Source organism: Lacticaseibacillus zeae DSM 20178 = KCTC 3804 (assembly GCF_000260435.1).
Taxonomy (GTDB): domain Bacteria; phylum Bacillota; class Bacilli; order Lactobacillales; family Lactobacillaceae; genus Lacticaseibacillus; species Lacticaseibacillus zeae.
Genome location: NZ_BACQ01000012.1, coordinates 38,906 through 58,471, shown reverse-complemented (window position 1 = coordinate 58,471; position 19,566 = coordinate 38,906). Strand labels below are relative to the sequence as shown.

At 48.1% G+C, this 19,566-nt stretch carries 18 protein-coding genes and 1 riboswitch; of the genes, 16 read left to right on the top strand and 2 right to left on the bottom strand.

Annotation, left to right across the window (positions count from 1 at the left end; translation table 11 throughout):
• Positions 1-95: 95 nt before the first annotated feature.
• The 5 genes from clpB (at position 96) to GSO_RS02260 (ending at position 6,589) form a co-directional block, all read left to right on the top strand.
• Positions 96-2,702, top strand: coding sequence for an ATP-dependent chaperone ClpB (gene clpB, locus GSO_RS02280; protein WP_010488489.1), 2,607 nt, complete (start codon positions 96-98; stop codon positions 2,700-2,702).
• Positions 2,703-2,882: 180 nt separating this feature from the next.
• On the top strand, positions 2,883-3,074 hold the full coding sequence (gene rpmF / locus GSO_RS02275) for a 50S ribosomal protein L32 (protein WP_005686472.1): 192 nt from the start codon (positions 2,883-2,885) through the stop codon (positions 3,072-3,074).
• Positions 3,075-3,532: 458 nt separating this feature from the next.
• Positions 3,533-4,087: a DUF1836 domain-containing protein gene (locus tag GSO_RS02270; RefSeq protein WP_010488475.1), complete on the top strand. Its 555-nt coding sequence runs from the start codon at positions 3,533-3,535 to the stop codon at positions 4,085-4,087.
• A complete protein-coding gene (locus GSO_RS02265; protein WP_010488473.1) occupies positions 4,084-5,637 on the top strand; it encodes a bifunctional metallophosphatase/5'-nucleotidase in 1,554 nt (517 codons plus the stop codon). The genes GSO_RS02270 and GSO_RS02265 overlap by 4 nt, the downstream gene beginning before the upstream one ends.
• A 91-nt stretch (positions 5,638-5,728) precedes the next feature.
• Entirely contained in the window at positions 5,729-6,589 is an 861-nt protein-coding gene (locus GSO_RS02260) for a hypothetical protein (protein WP_010488472.1), read from the top strand.
• 182 nt (positions 6,590-6,771) lie between these two features.
• Here GSO_RS02260 and GSO_RS02255 read toward each other — a convergent pair whose 3' ends face one another.
• The gene (locus tag GSO_RS02255; protein WP_010488470.1) at positions 6,772-6,966 is read right to left on the bottom strand and encodes a YjzD family protein; all 195 of its coding nucleotides are present in this window, start codon (positions 6,964-6,966) and stop codon (positions 6,772-6,774) included.
• 95 nt (positions 6,967-7,061) lie between these two features.
• Between GSO_RS02255 and dnaE the strand changes: the two genes are divergently transcribed.
• The 11 genes from dnaE to GSO_RS02200 all read left to right on the top strand — a co-directional run bounded on the left by dnaE (position 7,062) and on the right by GSO_RS02200 (position 19,122).
• Entirely contained in the window at positions 7,062-10,358 is a 3,297-nt protein-coding gene (gene dnaE / locus GSO_RS02250; RefSeq protein WP_010488468.1) for a DNA polymerase III subunit alpha, read from the top strand.
• Positions 10,359-10,469: 111 nt separating this feature from the next.
• Positions 10,470-11,429, top strand: coding sequence for a 6-phosphofructokinase (gene pfkA, locus GSO_RS02245; protein WP_010488465.1), 960 nt, complete (start codon positions 10,470-10,472; stop codon positions 11,427-11,429).
• A 59-nt stretch (positions 11,430-11,488) separates the two neighbouring features.
• On the top strand, positions 11,489-13,255 hold the full coding sequence (gene pyk / locus GSO_RS02240; RefSeq protein WP_010488463.1) for a pyruvate kinase: 1,767 nt from the start codon (positions 11,489-11,491) through the stop codon (positions 13,253-13,255).
• A 225-nt stretch (positions 13,256-13,480) separates the two neighbouring features.
• Entirely contained in the window at positions 13,481-13,942 is a 462-nt protein-coding gene (locus tag GSO_RS02235) for a DUF441 domain-containing protein (RefSeq protein ID WP_010488461.1), read from the top strand.
• A 42-nt stretch (positions 13,943-13,984) separates the two neighbouring features.
• The gene (locus tag GSO_RS02230) at positions 13,985-14,866 is read left to right on the top strand and encodes a CvfB family protein (protein WP_010488459.1); all 882 of its coding nucleotides are present in this window, start codon (positions 13,985-13,987) and stop codon (positions 14,864-14,866) included.
• A gap of 4 nt (positions 14,867-14,870) precedes the next feature.
• The gene (gene xerD / locus GSO_RS02225; RefSeq protein ID WP_010488457.1) at positions 14,871-15,752 is read left to right on the top strand and encodes a site-specific tyrosine recombinase XerD; all 882 of its coding nucleotides are present in this window, start codon (positions 14,871-14,873) and stop codon (positions 15,750-15,752) included.
• A 65-nt stretch (positions 15,753-15,817) separates the two neighbouring features.
• The gene (locus tag GSO_RS02220; RefSeq protein ID WP_010488456.1) at positions 15,818-16,204 is read left to right on the top strand and encodes a riboflavin biosynthesis acetyltransferase RibT; all 387 of its coding nucleotides are present in this window, start codon (positions 15,818-15,820) and stop codon (positions 16,202-16,204) included.
• Entirely contained in the window at positions 16,179-16,904 is a 726-nt protein-coding gene (locus GSO_RS02215) for a segregation and condensation protein A (RefSeq protein ID WP_010488453.1), read from the top strand. The genes GSO_RS02220 and GSO_RS02215 overlap by 26 nt, the downstream gene beginning before the upstream one ends.
• On the top strand, positions 16,904-17,521 hold the full coding sequence (gene scpB, locus GSO_RS02210; RefSeq protein ID WP_010488451.1) for an SMC-Scp complex subunit ScpB: 618 nt from the start codon (positions 16,904-16,906) through the stop codon (positions 17,519-17,521). The genes GSO_RS02215 and scpB overlap by 1 nt, the downstream gene beginning before the upstream one ends.
• Positions 17,505-18,251 (top strand): pseudouridine synthase, encoded by a 747-nt coding sequence (locus GSO_RS02205; RefSeq protein ID WP_010488448.1) that lies wholly within the window; start codon positions 17,505-17,507, stop codon positions 18,249-18,251. The genes scpB and GSO_RS02205 overlap by 17 nt, the downstream gene beginning before the upstream one ends.
• A 76-nt stretch (positions 18,252-18,327) precedes the next feature.
• Positions 18,328-18,446: riboswitch (FMN riboswitch) on the top strand.
• Positions 18,447-18,543: 97 nt separating this feature from the next.
• Positions 18,544-19,122, top strand: a complete 579-nt coding sequence (locus GSO_RS02200) for an ECF transporter S component (RefSeq protein ID WP_010488446.1) — start codon at positions 18,544-18,546, stop codon at positions 19,120-19,122.
• A gap of 170 nt (positions 19,123-19,292) precedes the next feature.
• Here the strand turns inward: GSO_RS02200 and GSO_RS02195 are convergent, their stop codons facing one another.
• Positions 19,293-19,550, bottom strand: a complete 258-nt coding sequence (locus GSO_RS02195; RefSeq protein ID WP_010488445.1) for a ferredoxin — start codon at positions 19,548-19,550, stop codon at positions 19,293-19,295.
• Positions 19,551-19,566 lie beyond the last annotated feature (16 nt).

Below are 19,566 nucleotides of genomic sequence, written 5' to 3'. Positions count from 1 at the left end.
GATTCGCGTTTTTTTATTCGATAATGTTTGACCTTTACTGACCAATATCGTAAAGTGGATTTGAAAACATTGAACGGTTATGGAGGGATACGTGAATGAATCCAGATAATTTTACCCAAGCAGTTGCCGAAGCTTTAGGCGCTGCGCAGCAAATTGCCCAAGTGCGGCATCATCAAGAAATCGACATTCCGCATGTCATGAAAAGTCTGGTCCAGCCTAATCAGTTGGCTGAGCAGATTTATCGTGAAGCTGGCGTGAATGTTCAAGGACTGAATGCAGCCATTGATGCGGCGCTTGAAGCTGAGCCGGTCGTGGAAGGCGCCAGTACTTATGGCCAGAGTATGTCCCAGAACTTGGCACAATTACTGACAGACGCCAACACCGTTAAAGATGAATTCGGTGACACTTACATTTCAACCGAGGCACTGTTACTTGCGCTTTATCAGCAACGCTATAACACGATTACCCAGTATTTACTCAACGATGCTAAAGTCGATGCCAAGAAGTTGCGGCAGGTGATCGACAAGATTCGTGGTGGGGAAAAAGTGACCAGCAAAAATGCCGAAGCGAATTACAAGAGTCTGGAGAAATACGGTACTGACTTGGTCAAAGAAGCACGCAGCGGAAAAATGGATCCAATCATTGGTAGGGATGAAGAAATCCGCGATGTGATCCGAATTTTGAGTCGTAAGACTAAGAATAATCCGGTTTTGATTGGTGAACCCGGTGTCGGGAAAACCGCGATTGTTGAAGGCTTGGCTCAACGAATCGTTAAAAATGACGTGCCGGACAATTTAAAAAATAAAACGATTATTTCCTTGGATATGGGTAGTTTGGTAGCAGGTGCCAAATATCGTGGGGAATTCGAAGAACGGTTAAAGTCGGTTTTGAAAGAAGTTAAAAAGAGTGAAGGGCAGATCATTCTTTTTATCGACGAAATTCATAACATCGTCGGTGCTGGTCGCGCGGAAGGTTCCATGGATGCCGGTAACTTGCTTAAACCGATGTTGGCACGTGGTGAGTTGCATCTGATCGGGGCTACAACGCTTGACGAATATCGGGAAAACATTGAAAAAGACAAAGCCTTGGAGCGGCGTTTTCAACGGGTACTGGTGCAGGAACCAACCGTGGAAGATACAATCAGCATTCTGCGCGGCCTAAAAGAGCGTTTCGAGATTTTCCACAAGGTACGAATTCATGACTCAGCGCTTGTGGCAGCAGCAACCTTGTCGAACCGGTATATCACGGATCGTTTTTTACCGGATAAGGCGATCGATTTAGTCGATGAAGCGTGCGCGACGATCAATGTCGAAATGAATTCCCGCCCAACCGAACTGGATGTTGCTGAACGCAAACAAATGCAACTGGAAATCGAACAGCAGGCATTGAAGAATGAAAGTGATCCGGCAAGTAAGAAGCGCCTAGAGAACGCTGATGCCGAATTGGCTAATTTGAAAGAAAAAACCAACAAGTTAAAAGCGCAGTGGGAAGCAGAAAAGAAAGATATCCGGCAGCTTAACGAGAAAAAGTCGGCAATTGACAAGGCCAAACATGAGCTGGAAGATGCCCAAAGCCGTTATGATCTGGAAACTGCGGCGCGCTTACAACATGGTACGATTCCTCAACTTGAAAAAGAGTTGCAAGCCATGGAGAATAACGATCGGCCCCAGTCCTGGTTAGTGCAGGAAAGTGTGACTGAAAATGAAATTGCGGCAGTGATTTCACGGGAAACCGGCATTCCAATTGCTAAACTGGTTGAAGGCGATCGCCAAAAGTTGCTGCATCTGGCAGACAATTTACACAAACGCGTTATTGGCCAGAATGAAGCGGTCACTGCAGTTTCCGATGCGGTTTTGCGTTCCCGTGCCGGGCTGCAAGACCCAAGCCGTCCACTGGGCAGTTTCCTTTTCCTGGGACCCACAGGTGTCGGGAAGACCGAACTTGCCAAAGCGTTGGCTGAGGATTTATTTGATTCGGAAAAGCATATGGTCCGCATTGATATGTCAGAGTATATGGAAAAAGCAAGTGTTTCAAGGTTGGTTGGTGCAGCGCCGGGTTATGTCGGCTATGAACAAGGCGGGCAATTGACAGAAGCGGTCCGGCGTAATCCATATACGATTGTGTTGTTGGACGAAATCGAAAAAGCCAATCCGGATGTTTTCAATATCTTATTGCAAGTGTTAGATGACGGGCGCTTAACCGATGGACAAGGCCGGACGGTTGATTTTAAGAACACGATCATCATTATGACCTCGAATCTGGGTTCGGAATACCTTTTGGATGGCGTTCAAGCTGATGGCACCGTCAGTCAGCAGGCGAAGGATCAAGTGCGTCAACTGGTCAATAAGGCCTTCAAACCGGAATTCTTGAACCGAATTGATGACATTATCATGTTCCACCCGCTCTCACTGGATGATGTTAAACAAATTGCCGTTAAAGATTTGCATCAGTTGGGAACCCGGTTGGCCGATCAGCAGATCACTTTGGATATTACGCCAGAAGCACAGACCTGGCTGGCAGACAAGGGCTACGATCCGGCATTTGGCGCTCGGCCGCTGCAACGTTTGATTACCAGCGCCGTTGAAACCCCATTGGCCAAAGAGCTCATTCGCGGCACCATTGAACCCGGTCAGGAAGTCGTGATCACTGTTGTCGACGATCAGTTGCAATTTAAAGCCAAGCAGGTCGCAGCCAAGGCGTAAGCTTGTAACAACTGAATTATTCTGTAAAGACCCTTGCCTTGACGCCGCTTTTCATGTATGATTAGCGTTGCTGTGACAGAACAAGTTTCTGTCCACGCGTGACGATGATCAGACTTGCATTTTGATCATCGACCGTATAAAGTAGTTTAGAAATCTTACTAAAAAAGGGGTTTTCCGCTCATGGCAGTTCCAGCACGCAGAACGTCAAAGACCAAGAAGCGTATGCGCCGCGGTCACATTAAGTTGAATGTGCCTAACTTGCAATTCGATGCAGCAACCGGCGAATACCGCGTTTCCCACCACGTTTCACCTAAGGGTTATTACAAGGGTGCACAAGTGGTCAAGAAGTCTGACGATAACGCAAATGCATAATAAAAAGCCAACACACATCATCGGTGTTGGCTTTTTTGTTGTGAGCGTGAACCGGCGCGGTTAGAAGCCGGAGCATAAGTGGCCTCGCACCTAAATGGCTGGTCTTTGGCCATTTAGGTGCGAGGTCCTTATGTGCAGGCTTCTGCGCCGGTGAGCGCGTTATAGAAATCGAAAGCCGACCATACACTTGCCCATAATAGAACAACGCTTCCTGCTGACGCTACTCTGGCCATTGCGTCCGAGGTCCTTACACGCAGATTTCTGCGCCTGTGATCGCTTAACCAAACGCGAGAATCACCGAAATACATGCATAGATAAACCTCTATAAATAATCAAATCTTTAGAAATTAAATAAATACATGACAAATAGCATAGTAGATATTCAACTATTGAACCAGTGAACATTTGGTTATCAAAACTAACTGTCATGATATAATGTAGCTAAAACGAGGTGCAATATGGCTGATAACAAAAAATTTGCCGATTACTTAGCGCAACTTCAAGAAGCACAGTTTCCCCGCTGGGCTGATTTACCCCAATTTGATTTGTATATGGATCAGGTTATTCAATATGTGAATGATATTGTATCACCGCTTGGCTTTGGTGAGATCACATCGACTATGGTGAACAACTATGTCAAAAAAGGGGTGATTAAGGCGCCAATCAAGAAAAAATATCGCCCAGAACAATTGGCGAATATTTTAGTGATTGCGATGTTGAAACCGGTTTTTGCATTGGACATGATTGCCAAGGGGATCCGCTTTGCCAAAGAAGGTCGGCCAGTCGCTCAAGCGTATGACACCTTTATCCTTACCTTTGTCAGTGCCATTGAGCAGGCCAACTCCGATTTTAATGATGCCTTGACCATTAACCGGGTTAATAAACCAGACACCACTGCGACTCAGCATGCAGTGGTGACATTAGCGATTAATGCGGTTTTGCAAAAGCTGATGGTTGAAAAAATGCTGGAACTCGAAGAAACACCGGCGCCAAAGGAAGGAAAAAAGGCATGAAACTCACGATATTGTCGACCAGCGATACCCATGGTTTTGTTCTGCCGACTAATTATGTCAAACGTCAGCAGGACCTGCCTTTCTCCCTTGCCAAAGCCAAGACGGTTATGGATGCGCAAAAAGCTGCTGCCCCAGGTCCGGTTTTGACGATTGAAAATGGCGATTGGCTGCAAGGCTCGCCATTAGCGTATTATGTCGCCAAGATTAGTCGCCAGCCGGAGCAGCTTACACAAATTTACAACGCGGTTGGTTATGATGCGGGCATCATCGGCAACCATGAGTTTAACTATGGTGCCGACTATTTACGGCAAGCGTTGGCAACGCTGAATTATCCAACGTTGAATGCGAATATTACCCGTGATGGTAAACCCACTTTTGGTGCTCCTTATCAAATTTTTAAACGGGATGGGGTCAAAATTGCTGTTCTTGGCTTGACAACTTCCTATATCCCGCACTGGGAGGCACCTAAAAATATTGCCGGGCTTCAATTTCAGGATGTAATCACAACGGCGAAGTATTATGTGCCGCGTTTACGACAGCAGGCAGATGTTGTCATTGTGGCGTATCATGGCGGTTTTGAGCGGGATTTAAGAACCGGGCAGCCTACCGAACGCTTAACTGGTGAAAATGTGGGTTATGCGTTGACGCAGATTCCTGGAATCGATGCGTTGATTACGGGCCATCAACATCGCCAGTTGGCCGCAACTGTTAACGGCGTTCCGATTACGCAACCAGGCTATCGCGGCGAAGCAGTCGGTAAAATCACTTTAACCCTGACCCCAACTGCAACTGGTTATCAGGTGACCGATAGCAAAGCGGTTTTGGTTAAAGCCGGTGCTTCGGCTGCCAGCGAAGCCATTGTGGACGTTGCCAAGCCGCTCAATCAAGTTGTTGAGACTTGGCTTGATCAGCCATTGGCAAAAGTCCAAGGTGACATGCGGATTCGGGATCCGTTTGCGGCGCGGGTGCATGAAACCCCTTATATCGAGTTTATTCAGCGAGTACAAATGGCCAGTACCGGCGCCGATATTTCCGGTACCGCTTTGTTTAATAACGAAGGCCGCGGTTTCGGCGCGACCATCACGATGCGCGATGTCGTGACCAATTATATTTATCCTAATACACTGGCTGTTCTGCGATTGACGGGCGCCGATCTTAAAGCCGCATTAGAACAATGTGCGACCTACTTTTCATTGACTGCTGATGGTCAGTTGACAGTGACACCGCGATTCGAGCGGCCTAAACCGCAACATTATAACTATGATATGTATCAGGGTATCGATTATACGTTGGACATTCGCCAGCCAGTCGGTCAACGCGTGACCAAACTGACGTACCATGGGCAACCAGTGACAGCAGCGCAAACTTATGATGTTGCCGTCAACCAATACCGAGCAGCTGGTGGTGGTAATTTTGCTATGTTTGGACCGGAAAAGATCATTCGCGAAAATCAAAAAGATATGACCGAATTGATTGCTGATTATTTGAAAGTTCATCCGGATTTAGAAGCAGTGGCAGATCATAATTTCACTGTCTTGCCGTCAATGTGACACTGAGTCATATTTTGCTTGTCAAGCGCACAGTGAACGCTTATGCTGATGGACGTCATTAATTGAGATCAAGTGAAGGGAATGTTCCGTCATGAAGTTTTGGAAATACGGTCTGATTGGTCTATTGGCATTATTGCTGGTAGGCTGCGGGCAGCAATTAAGCACCACAAAAACAACTTACGGCCGCGATGGGCTAGTTGCAACGGTCAAGGGCAATGCCAGTGGCGTCAAACGCGTCAGTTACACCAGTGACGCTGGCAAAGGAAGCGTGCCGGTTAACAGTGGCACGTTTGTCATCGATGTACCGATCACCGATAAGGCACAGAAGGTTAACCTCAAGGCGGGTTCACTCAAAACCAACGTTACGGTCAAAGCAGGCAAGTCATTGGGGAATTACGCCGATATTGCAACTAAATTCAATCAGATGCTGGCAGTATCGAGTCTTTCAAAAGCTGATCAAGCTAAACTGAAACAAGGGCAGGCAGCAGCGGCTGCGCTCCAAAAAAATGCGGCTGGCATGACCCCTGCAGAAAAAATGGCAGCTGCACAACAGGCACAGGCACTTAAAACGCTGATGGCCCAGGCAACGGCCAATACAAAGACAAATCAATTGCCAACAACGGCCAAAACTGGTATTCAGTCCATCTTAAAAACGGCTGATATCAATTATCGCGCGAGTGTTGCGCATGGCAAGGCAATGGGCTTTGCTGTTATTGTGCCGTTAGCGGTTCTCAAGGACAGCAAGAAGATGCAGGCCTTCGCAACTGATTTCGGGCTCCTCAGTACGGCGGTCGGTGCCAATGCCAAAACCGTTTTCTCGCACTTCAAGAAACTGACAAAAGATGCCAAATCTAAGAACAACGCCACAACGATTAGCACGATTAAGAGCAACGGTGTGCATTTTGACGTTGGCTATTCAACCACCGCTTTGTACCTTTACGTCACAAAGTAGTTCAACCAAAATTGTTGAATGGCTGGTTCCACGCGCACTGATCATGTCGTTTGGGGCCCGACTGAACATCGAAATTTAGAGATCATGAAAATAGCACCTGAGGGCAGCCAATACGAAGGCCGTCTCCAGGTGCTTTTTTGGGATACTGATCTGTCAAGCGTGTTCAATTGGCACGTTGTAGTTTAATGTTCTGGTTTTCCTGCTGACTTGGCAAAGTGCTGCATAACCGGCGGGAAGAAAAATAAAATCACGATGAAAATAACACTAACGATCGCACTTGTTTTAGGATCGTAACTGCTGCCGCTCAAGGCGCCGACCAGGAAGCCGACAACTTGGCCGAGGATCAGGCCCCAGACGATGGTAGGTAGATACCGCATGAAATCCCTCTTTTCTGTCGTCATCTTACCACGACTCTTGATGAAATCAACTGAAATTGTGACAATTTTCAGTATAATAGGGGTGAGGTGGCAAGATGACGTTTACCCAATTACAGGTTCATAGCAATTATACCCTATTACACAGCCCATTGGCACTGCCGGATTTGATTCAGGCGGCCAAAACAAGGGGTTACACGGCCATTGCCTTAACCGACACCAATGTGGTTTACGGTCTGGTCGAGTTTTATCGCCAGGCAAAAGCTGCAGGGCTAAAGCCGTTGCTAGGCATGCAGATTGATATTGACGATGCCCGCTTGTTAGTCATTGCCGAAAACAATACGGGCTATCACCAACTCTTGAAATTATCGACGCAAATCATGCTGGCGAAGACACCGGTTAAGTTTGCTGATTTATTACCGCTGACTGGGTTGGCCGCCATTGCGCTGCCGGATTCGCCATTTGCGGAGGCCGTTACGACGCATCACGATGAGCAGGCAATGGCGTTTTTAACGGCTTTAAAAGCCAAGCAGCCGGCGTCGGTTTATGTCGGTGTGGATGAGGCGCATCTTGACAGTGCTATTCCGGCGTTTATCGCAGCGCACCAGCTTGAACCGCTGGCATTGGGCAATGTTCTTTATCGTGACCCAACCGATGCCTTTACGCAAAAAGTCATGGTTGCCATTGATGAAGGCAGCCAATTAAACTTTCGTGATCCGGTTTTAACCGATGCCGGTGAAGCTTGGTTAAAACCGCCAACAGACGCTGCTGCACCGTTTGCAGCGGCTGGATTACAGGCAGCGGTGGATCATACCGCTGACATTGCCGCCCGTGCCGATGTCACCATTGACTTTAAACAGCCTCAGCTGCCGCATTACCAGACGCCGGATCAGATACCGTCGAAAGATTATTTGACCAAACTGGCTAAATCCGGTCTTGACGCTCGTTTTCATGGCCAGCCGATTCCAGAAGCTTACCAGAAACGTTTGCAATATGAGCTGCATGTCATTATCGAAATGGGCTTTGCCGATTATTTTCTGGTGGTTTGGGATGTGATGAATTATGCGCATAAGGTAAACATCATGACCGGCGCTGGGCGTGGTTCGGCGGCTGGTTCGTTAGTGAGTTATGCGCTGGCCATTACCGAAGTCGATCCGATTGAATATAATCTGCTGTTCGAACGGTTTTTGAATCCGGCACGGGCGCAGATGCCGGATATTGATCTGGATATTCCAGACAACCGCCGCGGCGAGTTAATTCAGTATGTGCACGACAAGTATGGCGAGAATCACATGGCTCAGATCATTACTTTTGGAACATTCGGGGCCAAGCAGGCGATTCGTGATGTTGCGCGGGTATTTGGCTTAAGTCAGTTTGAAAGTAACACATGGAGTAAGGCAATCCCTAATTTGTTTCACATTGATTTGAAGACAGCTTATGAGCAAAGCCAGCCGCTCAAGAATTTGGTTGCCGACTCACCCAAAAATCGGATGCTGTTTCAAACCGCGCTAGCCTTAGAAGGGCTGCCGCGGCATTACTCGACGCATGCGGCGGGGATCGTGCTGTCAGAAGAACCATTAACCGATACGGTGGCACTGCAGCCCAGTGGAGACGGACTTGAACAGACTCAGGTTCCCAAGGACGACGTTGAAGCGTTAGGCTTGTTGAAAATGGATTTTCTGGGACTGAAGAACCTTAACATTTTGGCCGCTGCCAGCCATTTTGTGGCACGGGATACCGGCAAACCGTTTGATCCCAAGGCAATTCCATTGGACGACAAACCCACGCTAAACTTGTTTGCGCGTGGCGATACCAATGGCGTTTTTCAGTTTGAGTCTTCCGGCATCAAAAATGTCTTGCGAAAATTGCACCCGACAGCATTTGAAGACGTGGTTGCGGTTAATGCCTTGTATCGACCTGGGCCAATGGAAAATATTGACACCTTCATCGCCCGCAAGAATGGCCAGGAGCCGATTGCTTATCCCGATCCGGTGCTGACCAAGATCCTCAAGCCGACGTATGGCGTGCTCGTTTATCAGGAGCAGGTCATGCAGGTTGCCAACGTTATGGGCGGCTTCAGTCTTGGCGAAGCGGACTTGCTTCGGCGCGCGATGAGCAAGAAAAAGTCCGCAGTGCTGGCGGCAGAGCAGGACAAGTTTATCGAAGGTGCCGTTAAGCAAGGTTTTCCTGAAGAAACAGCCAAAACCGTTTACGCCTACATTGATCGGTTTGCCAATTATGGCTTCAACCGTTCGCATGCCGTGGCGTATAGCAAGGTTGCCTTTTGGCTGGCTTATTTAAAAGTTCATTATCCGGCAGCGTTTTTTGCCGCCTTGATGAATGCCAGCATGAACAATCTGCCAAAACTGCGTACCTACGTTCAAGAAGCCAAGGCCCGGAAAGTCGGTTTATTAGGTCCTGATATTAATGCCAGCAATGGCGGGTTTAAATTAAGCCAAGGGAAAATTCGCTTTGGCCTGTTGTCCGTCAAAGGGATGCGCCGCGACTTTAGCGAAGCCATTTTTACCGCGCGTCAAAATGGCCCGTTCAAAAACTTACGCGATCTTTTACAGCGACTGGATCCTAAGTGGTTGAAAGCTGACAACTTTAAATCATTGATTCTTGCCGGGTCATTTGATACGTTTGATGCAAATCGGGCGCAGACACTGGCTAATCTGGACGAGTTGATTGATTCCGTAAAATTAGCAGGCAACGATGTCGGGCTCTTTTCAATGTTGGCTCCTAAAACAATCAAAGTGCCGGAAATGTCCGCCAGTGAGCGGCTTGAAGCCGAAGCGGAGGTTCTTGGGGTTTATCTTTCCGGACATCCGGTTGATAAATATGCGCCGTTGAAAACCCAATATACCTTGGTGAGCGTCAGCGATCTGGAGGAAGGGCAGACGGTGAACATTTTGCTGCTGGTGCGGCATATCAAACGAATTCGGACGAAAACAGGCAAACCGATGGCCTTTGTGGACGGCCAGGATGCTACCGGCAATGTGTCGCTGACAGTTTTCCCAAACCTTTATCCGACGATTGAAGACTTAACCACGGATACGGTGGTATTTGTGAACGGGCGCGTGGAAAAGCGCAATGACGACTTGCAGCTGGTGGTAAATCGGATTCAGGATGCACAACCGTTATTAGCTAGCCTGCCAAGTGCCGAATTATTCATTCGGCTGGACGCGAAGGATACGGCTTTGCGAACCGATTTACTGAAAAAATTGCAAGCCGCTCATGGAACAACACCTGTTATCACTGTGGACACTGCTACTCGTGAAAGTATTTTGTTAGACAAGCGTTACTGGGTCAAGGCTGATACAACATTGGTGGAAGCCCTGAAGTCACAGTTCGGCGCCAACAATGTGGTCCTAAGAACGCGGCAGGAGTCCTAGAGAAAATTGAAAAATGTTCTCATTTTCAAGGACTTTGTTTCAGAAAAGTGGTAAACTCAATGAGTATTTGTGGTAGAACATATCGCAAAAGAATATGCATGAGGTGAAATAATGAAACGCATTGGTATTTTGACCAGTGGCGGCGATGCACCAGGCATGAACGCTGCGGTCCGGGCTGTTGCTCGCAAGGCGATGCATGAAGGCCTTGAAGTATACGGCATCAATTATGGCTTTGCCGGATTAGTTGCTGGCGATATTTTTAAAATGAGCGAGTCAACTGTCGGCGATAAGATTCAGCGTGGCGGGACCATGCTGTACTCGGCACGCTATCCGCAATTTGCTCAAGAAGAAGGCCAGTTGCGCGGGGTTGAACAGCTGAACAAGTTCGGGATTGAAGCATTGGTTGTCATTGGCGGCGATGGTTCTTATCACGGAGCTTTGGCATTAACCCGCCACGGTTTCAATACGATCGGCTTGCCGGGAACGATTGATAACGATATTCCGTACACCGACTTTACGATCGGTTTTGATACTGCGGTCAATACCGTGGTTGAGGCGGTCGACCGGTTGCGTGATACCGCGGCTTCCCATGAACGTACCTTTGTTGTCGAGGTTATGGGTCGTGAGGCTGGTGACATCGCACTTTGGTCTGGGGTAGCCGGTGGCGCTGAAGATGTCATCATTCCGGAACACGACTTTGATGTTAAAAAGATTGCATCGAAGTTGCAAAGTTCCCGTGAACGCGGTCAGAAGCATGCGGTTATTTTGCTTGCTGAAGGCGTGATGCATGCTGATCAGTTTGCCAAAGAATTGGCAGCTTACGGCGACTTCCAGTTACGTGCAACGGTTCTGGGCCATATTGTCCGTGGCGGTGCACCATCCGCTCGTGATCGCGTATTGGCTTCACAAATGGGTGCTTACGCCGTTGAACTTTTGCTGGACGGCAAGGGTGCATTAGCAGTCGGCATTGAAAACAACAAGATCACGGCGCATGACGTCCGGACCTTGTTTGATGCTAAGCACCACGCTGAACTTTCGCTCTACACCTTGGCGGAAGAGTTAACATTTTAATTTCTGTAAACAAACGACATTAACGTCTGTTTAAATAATTGCAAGGAGCGATTTCACTTATGAAAAAAACCAAGATCGTCAGCACACTTGGACCTGCTAGTAACACCACTGACATCATCGTTAAGTTGATCGAAGCGGGCGCCAACGTTTTCCGTTTCAACTTTTCCCATGGTGATCACGAAGAGCACTTGGCACGGATGAAGATGGTTCACGAGGCTGAAAAGATCACGGGCAAGACCGTTGGTATCATGCTTGATACGAAAGGTGCCGAAATTCGGACCACGCTTGAGGATACCCCTGATGGCACGATCGAATTCCACACGGGTGATAAAGTTCGCATCTCCATGGATGCCAGTTTGAAGGGTACTAAGGAAAAGGTTGCTGTTACTTATCCTGGTCTTTACGATGATACACATGTTGGTGGCCATGTTTTGTTCGATGATGGCTTGATCGACATGAAGATCACCGAAAAAGACGAGAAGAACCGCGAACTTGTCACTGTTGTTCAAAACGACGGTGTGCTTGGCGGTAAGAAAGGTGTCAATGCTCCAGGCGTTGCCATCAATTTACCTGGTATCACTGAAAAAGACTCCAATGATATTCGTTTCGGTTTGGATCACGGGATCAACTTCATTGCTGCATCCTTTGTTCGTAAGCCTCAGGATGTTTTGGACATTCGTGAACTCCTTGAAGAAAAGAACGCACTTAATGTTCAGATCTTCCCTAAGATTGAATCTCAAGAAGGTATCGACAACATCGATGACATCTTGAAGGTTTCTGACGGTTTGATGGTTGCTCGTGGCGACATGGGTGTTGAAATTCCATTTGAACATGTCCCGATCGTTCAAAAGCGGTTGATCAAGAAGTGCAATGCTTTGGGCAAGCCGGTTATTACCGCTACTCAAATGCTTGACTCCATGCAGGAAAACCCTCGTCCTACCCGTGCCGAAGTAAACGACGTTGCTAACGCTGTTTTTGATGGTACCGATGCAACGATGCTTTCCGGTGAATCTGCTAATGGTGATTATCCTGTCGAATCTGTTGCTGCAATGGCCCGGATCGATGAATACACCGAAGCAGCCATGATGGATCAAGATGCATTTGCCTTGAAGGAATACAGCAACAAGAACATTACCGAAGCTGTCGGCCAAAGTGTTGCGCACACGGCTCGTAACCTTGGCGTTAAGACGATTGTTGCTGCAACCCAATCCGGTTACACCGCACGGATGATTTCCAAGTATCGTCCGAAGGCTGACATTCTTGCCATTACCTTTAACGAGAAGACCCAGCGTGGTTTGATGGTTAACTGGGGTGTTTACCCAATCATTGCCGACAAGCCTGCTAACACCGATGCCATGTTCGACTTGGCAACCAAGAAGGCTCAAGACCTTGGCTTTGCTAAGGAAGGCGATCTGATTCTGATCACTGCCGGTGTTCCTGTTGGCGAATCTGGCACAACCAACGTGATGAAGGTTCAACTTATCGGCTCCAAGCTGGTTCAAGGCTCAGGTGTCGGCGACGAATCCACGATTGGTAAAGCGGTCATTGCAAGCAATGCGCAAGAAGCTGCTGCTAAGATGCAAAAGGGTGACATTCTGGTTGTTAAGACAACCGACAAGGATTACCTGCCAGCGATCGAAAAAGCAGCTGCCTTGGTTGTTGAAACTGGCGGCTTGACCAGTCACGCTGCTGTTGTCGGCATTGCCATGGGCATTCCGGTTGTTGTTGGTGCTGAAAATGCTACCAGCGTTATCTCTGACGGCCAGATCATTACCGTTGATTCTCGTCGGGGGATTGTTTATAAAGGTGCTACCAACGCCCTTTAATCCGGACAATCAACTTAACAATGGTTTTCAGAAACTCCTGAGGAAACTCGGGAGTTTTTTGATGGTTGAAATGAGTTCTCATTTTAGCAATATACGGCTAGCAAAAATGACTGGGGACTCGTCAGCGATGATCGGGTAGCTTATAATAAAGAGCAGTATGAATTGATGAGATGAATAGCAGGCAGCCGATGATCCTGATCGGCAAATGATTGGAGGAGCGCACCTGTGGAAAGTTGGTTATTTTTACTGGCCATTTTGATCATTGCGTTAGTCGGCAAAAATAAGAGCCTCGTGATCGGCGTTGCTGTCGTGATGGTGCTAAAGTTACTGCCGCAAACGCAGCATTTGATGAAATTGTTGCAGAGTCAAGGTATTAATTGGGGTGTCACCGTCATTTCAGCTGCGATTATGGTGCCGATTGCGACAGGTGAAATCGGCTTGAAAGAGTTATTGCATGTGATCAAGAGTCCGGCTGGCTGGATTGCCATTGGCTGCGGCGTTTTAGTGGCAGTGTTATCTGCCAAAGGTGTCGGTTTGCTAGCGATGAGTCCGGAAATGACCGTCGCTTTGGTTTTTGGCACGATTTTAGGGGTTGTGTTCTTAAAAGGTATCGCTGCCGGTCCGGTGATTGCTAGTGGCATTACTTATGTTATTTTGACAGCGTTCAACATACTGCCTGGACGGTAAGGTAAGTCGGATGCAGTTAATCAGGGAGAAAAGGTAATTAAAATGAAATTTAACGGTCAAATCGTCACCGCGCACGTGACGGATCACAATGATAAAGAAGTGTTTGCCCAATACGACGGTGTTACTTTGGCAGTCGATCGGCAGGAATTACCGGCCTTGCCTGAAGTTGGTAGCGAACTTAAAGGTTTTGCTTATGAGAATAAGCATGGCGAGGCACGGTTAACGCCCAAATTGCCTAAAGTAGGACGCGATCACTACGCATTTGCACCGGTTGTTGAAGTGCGCCGCGATTTAGGTGTCTTTGTTGATATCGGCTTACCGGATAAAGACATTGTGGTAAGTGAGGATCAACTGCCTGAACTCAATCGGCTTTGGCCTCAACGCGGCGATCGGTTGATGATTGCTTTGACAACCGATAAAAAAGACCGGTTGTGGGGCAATCTGGCTGATGAAACAATTATTCGGGCAGTGGCCAATCGTGCCAAACCTGACCAAATGAATGCTGATGTGACTGCAACCGCTTATCGCCTGAAAGTGGCGGGTACGCGGGTATTGACCGATGACTTTTACCTTGGCTTTATTCATCCAAGTCAACGTGATGTCGAGCCGCGACTTGGTCAGGTGCTCCATGCCCGCGTGATTGGTGTCAGTGATCAAGGCGAACTGAATCTATCGTTAAAACCACGGGCATACCAGGCGATTGGCGACGATGCGGCGATGATTTTGGCAGTCTTGCAACACGATCCGGCCGGCAAAATCGCCTACACCGACAAAAGCGATCCAGATGCGATTAAACAGGTCTTTGGCATTAGTAAAGGCGCGTTTAAGCGGGCATTAGGGCACTTATTGAAAGCCGGATTGATTAAAGAAGAAGCAGGTTATACGATTTTGTTAAAGACGAACGATAACGCATCTCAGGAGTAAGAATATGCACGGGTTGATTGCGGATTTTATTCATTATTTAAATGTTGAGCGAGGCTTGGCGCCCACGACGCAAATAAGCTATCAACAGGACTTAATGACCTTTCAGGCTTGGCTGACATCCCAAAAACGGACCACCTTTCCGGAAGATTTTGCCGTTATTCAGGCATTCTTGAAAAAGCAAAACGATACGAAAGCGCCTGCGTCAGTCAGTCGCATGATTTCGGCGCTGCGGAAATTTTACCGATTTTTGCTGCGGGAAGGGGCCGTTAAAACCGACCCGATGACCAAAATCGATACCCCCAAAAAGGCGCAGCATTTACCGGCAACGTTGTCAGGTCCAGAAATCGACGCGCTTATGGCCAAACCGGATATTACGAAACCACTTGGCCTGCGTGATCGCGCCATTTTTGAATTGATGTATGCGACCGGGTTGCGTGTGTCGGAACTCATCGGGTTACGCATGGATCAACTGCATTTAGCCATGAACTTGTTGCAGGTGACCGGGAAAGGTGACAAGGAGCGGCTCGTGCCAATCAGTCCCCAAGCAACAGAGTGGGTCAACCGCTATTTGCGGGAGGCGCGGCCACAGTTGATTAAGCAGCAGCAACCTAAAGCTGTTTTCGTCAATTTTCATGGACATGCACTCACACGACAGGCAATTTGGAAAAATTTAAAAGCCTATATTTCCAGTGTCGGCATTCAAAAAGATGTCACTCCGCATACGCTGCGGCACAGTTTTGCGACCCGACTGCTTGAAAACGGGGCAGATTTACGGGTTGTTCAGGAATTATTGGGACATAGTGACATTAGTACGACGCAGATTTACACGCATCTTAGTAATCAGCATTTGGTTGCGGTCTACCATAAAACGCATCCGCGTGGTTAAGGAGTACATTGCCCCAACGCGGTTTGTATGATAGAGTGTTACGAGAGTATCTCTTGGAGGCAAATATGCTGGTTAAATACAAAAACGACTACGAGAAGATCGCCATGGGACTTTTGTCTTTTATTCCCGATCTCAAAGATGTCGGACACTTGAAGACCGAACTTAAGATGTACACCGAAGACGATTCGCATGCGCTGTATTTGTATAAGCAGGGGCATGATTTTGTCGGTGTGATCGGTATCGAGTTAAGTGATGATTTTGTTTTGGTGCGGCATTTGAGCTTTTCACCGAATTTTCGTGATCAGGCGACGGCGTTTGCTGCGCTGACAGAGTTGACGAAGCTTTTCCCTGATAAGAAATTGATGGGGGCTTTAGAGCATGCGTCATTGATAGCTGCTTTTAACAAGTTTCGAAAAGAGGATGACCATGGCACTGACACTCGTGCTGAATGATTTCTCCGGACCGTTGGATTTGTTGTGGCATTTGATTCGGACAAACGAAGTGGATATTTACGATATTCCGATCGCCGAGATTACCACCCAGTACCTTGATTACCTGCACCAGATGCAGGATCTGGCGCTGGATGTAGCCGGCGATTATTTTGTCATGGCCGCTAATTTAATGGTTTTAAAAAGTCGGCTTTTGTTGCCGCAACCGGAACCGGAAACCACTGAGCCGGAAGAGCCAACCGATCCGCGGGCGGATTTAGTGGCCCAGCTGTTGACTTATCAGGTTTACCAAGAAGCAGCCAAAGATTTAAAGCACCGGGAAGCTAAACGAGCACAATCCTTTGCCAAGCCGACGACATTACCAGACGAGAAAATGGCTGTGCCGCTCGCTCCGGGAACCGTCAAATTGATTGACCTGCAGGCAGCGATGGCCCGGGTCATGAAAGCGCAACAGGCGGCCCGCCAGACAATTGCGCATATTGAAACCGAGCCGGTGTCGGTCGAAAAACGCATCGGGGAAGTTTTGAAGACGTTGCAAAAAGACGGTCAATGTTTGTTTGCCGATTTGTTGGCGGTCCATTCGGTTGAACAGGTGGTTACGACCTTTTTGGCCTTGTTGGAACTGATGAAAAGCGATCAGGTGATTTGCGAACAAGATGCGCCGTTTGATCCGATCACGGTGACGCTGAAGGAGGCCGCTTAATGGAGCCAGTATTGGAAGCTATTCTGTATACAGCAGGTGAAAGCGGCGTGACCCTAGGTGAACTTGCCGGGATTTTGGAAATCAGCGAAAGTGCGATGCGCCAACAGCTAGAGGCATATCAGCAAAAGCTGGCCGCCGACGAGCAACGCGGCTTACAGGTCCAACAATTTGCTGACCGTTACTACTTGTTAACCAAACCGGCTTTTGCAGCTGCTATCAAAAAGTATTTTGCCGGACCGCCTGCTGCTGGTTTGTCGCAGGCGGCACTGGAAGTTTTGGCCATCATTGCCTATCAGCAACCGATTACGCGAATCGAAATTGACGAAATTCGGGGCGTTCAAAGTTCCGGTGCGCTGACAACATTAGCATCCCGGCAACTGATTAAAGAAGCCGGCCGTAAAGAAGCACCGGGACGGCCGATTTTGTATGCGACCACCCAGTTTTTCCTTGATTACTTTGGCCTCAATCGGTTGGCAGATCTGCCGCCACTGACCGATGCACCTGAAGATACCGGTGAAGTCGATCTTTTTACAACATTTCGTGATGATGGTCAGTCGCAACAGGCTGAAGACGATAAGAAAATGGAGCAAAACCAACAAGATGACAACCAAAACTGAACGATTGCAAAAAGTCATTGCCAATGCTGGCATCGCCTCACGCCGTCATGCAGAGACACTCATCGCTACCGGGCATGTGAAAGTCAATGGCCAAGTTGCAACTGAAATGGGCATTAAAGTCGGTCCGCATGATGACGTTGAAGTAGACGGTGTTCCAATCGGCAAAGAGGCTAAACGGTATTTTCTGTTTTATAAACCGCGTGGCGTGATTAGCGCAGTCGAGGACAACAAAGGCCGGAAAGTCGTCACTGATTATTTTGAAGATATTCGCGAACGACTTTACCCGGTTGGCCGTCTAGACTATGACACCAGCGGTTTGTTAGTGATGACGAATGATGGCGAGTTAGCCAACCACCTCATGCATCCGCGCTATGCACTCGAGAAAAAATATGTTGCCAAAGTGGAAGGGATTCCGAATCGGCCTGCCTTAGCGCCGCTTAAAGCCGGGGTGGTCGTTGACGGTAAAATGACGGCACCAGCAAAATTCGAGATTCTGTCGACAGATAAGGCAAAGAAAACCGCAATTGTGGCGCTCACCATTCATCAAGGCATGAATCATCAGGTGAAAAAGATGTTTAAAGCGGTTGGCTTCCCAGTGATCAAGCTGTCCCGTGAAGCTTATGGCAACCTGACACTTGCCGGTTTACAGCCGGGAGAACACCGTGAGATTAAACCGCAGGAGCTGCATGATTTACGGCAACTTACTGGTGATCAGGACGAAAAACATTAAGTTGTTAGCGTTTTCAAGGTAAGTGCTTGAATTTAAACCGCACCTCTGATAAAGTATGCTTGTAATTAAATAATTGGTTCGTCTTCAGGGCAGGGTGTAATTCCCGACCGGCGGTATAGTCCGCGACCCGCATTTGCGGTGGAACCGGTGTGACTCCGGTACCGATAGTGATAGTCTAGATGGAAGAAGATGGGGCTTTTTTGAATCTGCATTCAATCGAGACCTATTCCCCCCTGAAGGAGGAATAGGTCTTTTTAAGTTCCGGAAGACGGCCTCATGGAGGTTATGTATTATGGCAAGTCGTTCTAAAGTTCATCGTTTGGTAGGTATCGCACTATTAGCGGCGATCGGTTACGTATTGATGATGTTCTCGTTTCCGATTATTCCGGCGTTTCCATTCTTGAAGTTGGATTTATCTGACTTGGTTGTGTTGCTAGGAGGGCTGCTTTATGGGCCGGTTGGCGGCATCGGTGTTGCCTTTATTCGGAGTCTGGTCCATTTCGCTTTGACTGGCGGCGGTGTTGTGAACCTCATCGGTGATTTGGCCGCCTTTATTGCCAGTGTCGGCTTCTTACTGCCGGTGGTTTACACCGTTCGCGGCAAACACAGTTTATGGCGCCAAGTCGAAGGCCTGGTCTTAGGTACTTTAAGCCTTACTTTGGTGATGAGCATTCTGAATTGGCTGGTGATCACGCCGATGTACATGGCGGTGTTCAATTTCAACTTAGGCATGCCGTTAACCCGTTACGTGCTGATTGGCGTTGTGCCATTCAATTTGATTAAAGGTGTTGTTATTTCAGTCGCCTTCTTTGCGATTGCGAAGGCACTGGCACCTTGGCTTGCCCGTCAAGAAGTGCAGATGAGCCACTAATTGATTCGTCGAGGCCTTTTGGAACCTTTAGTAACTGCACGTTTGCAAATAAAAACTTCCGTCAATTTGGCGGAAGTTTTTTTGCGCGACTTGGCTACAGGCAGGCATCATTTGAAAACGGCGTAGTGTATGAATAGAGCGTTAATCGATGTATGAAAAAGACTGCCGACTTATTCTGCCTTGGTTGGCGTATAAGGCTCAGCGTCAAACGGGTGGTCACTGCGTTTGATGGCATGTGTCGGGCACCGTTTATATGCTAGCCGAAAATGAATCGTCGCCTGATCATCAAGCGCTTTTGTGCCGGTATTGCGATCAGGCTTATAATAGGCGATGCCTGCCTGGTCGTAGTCAAATAAGTCTGGCGCCAGCATCTGGCATAAACCACACGCGATGCATTCAGGCCGTTCCACTCTGCCATATAAAGCCATTTTCATATCCGCCTTC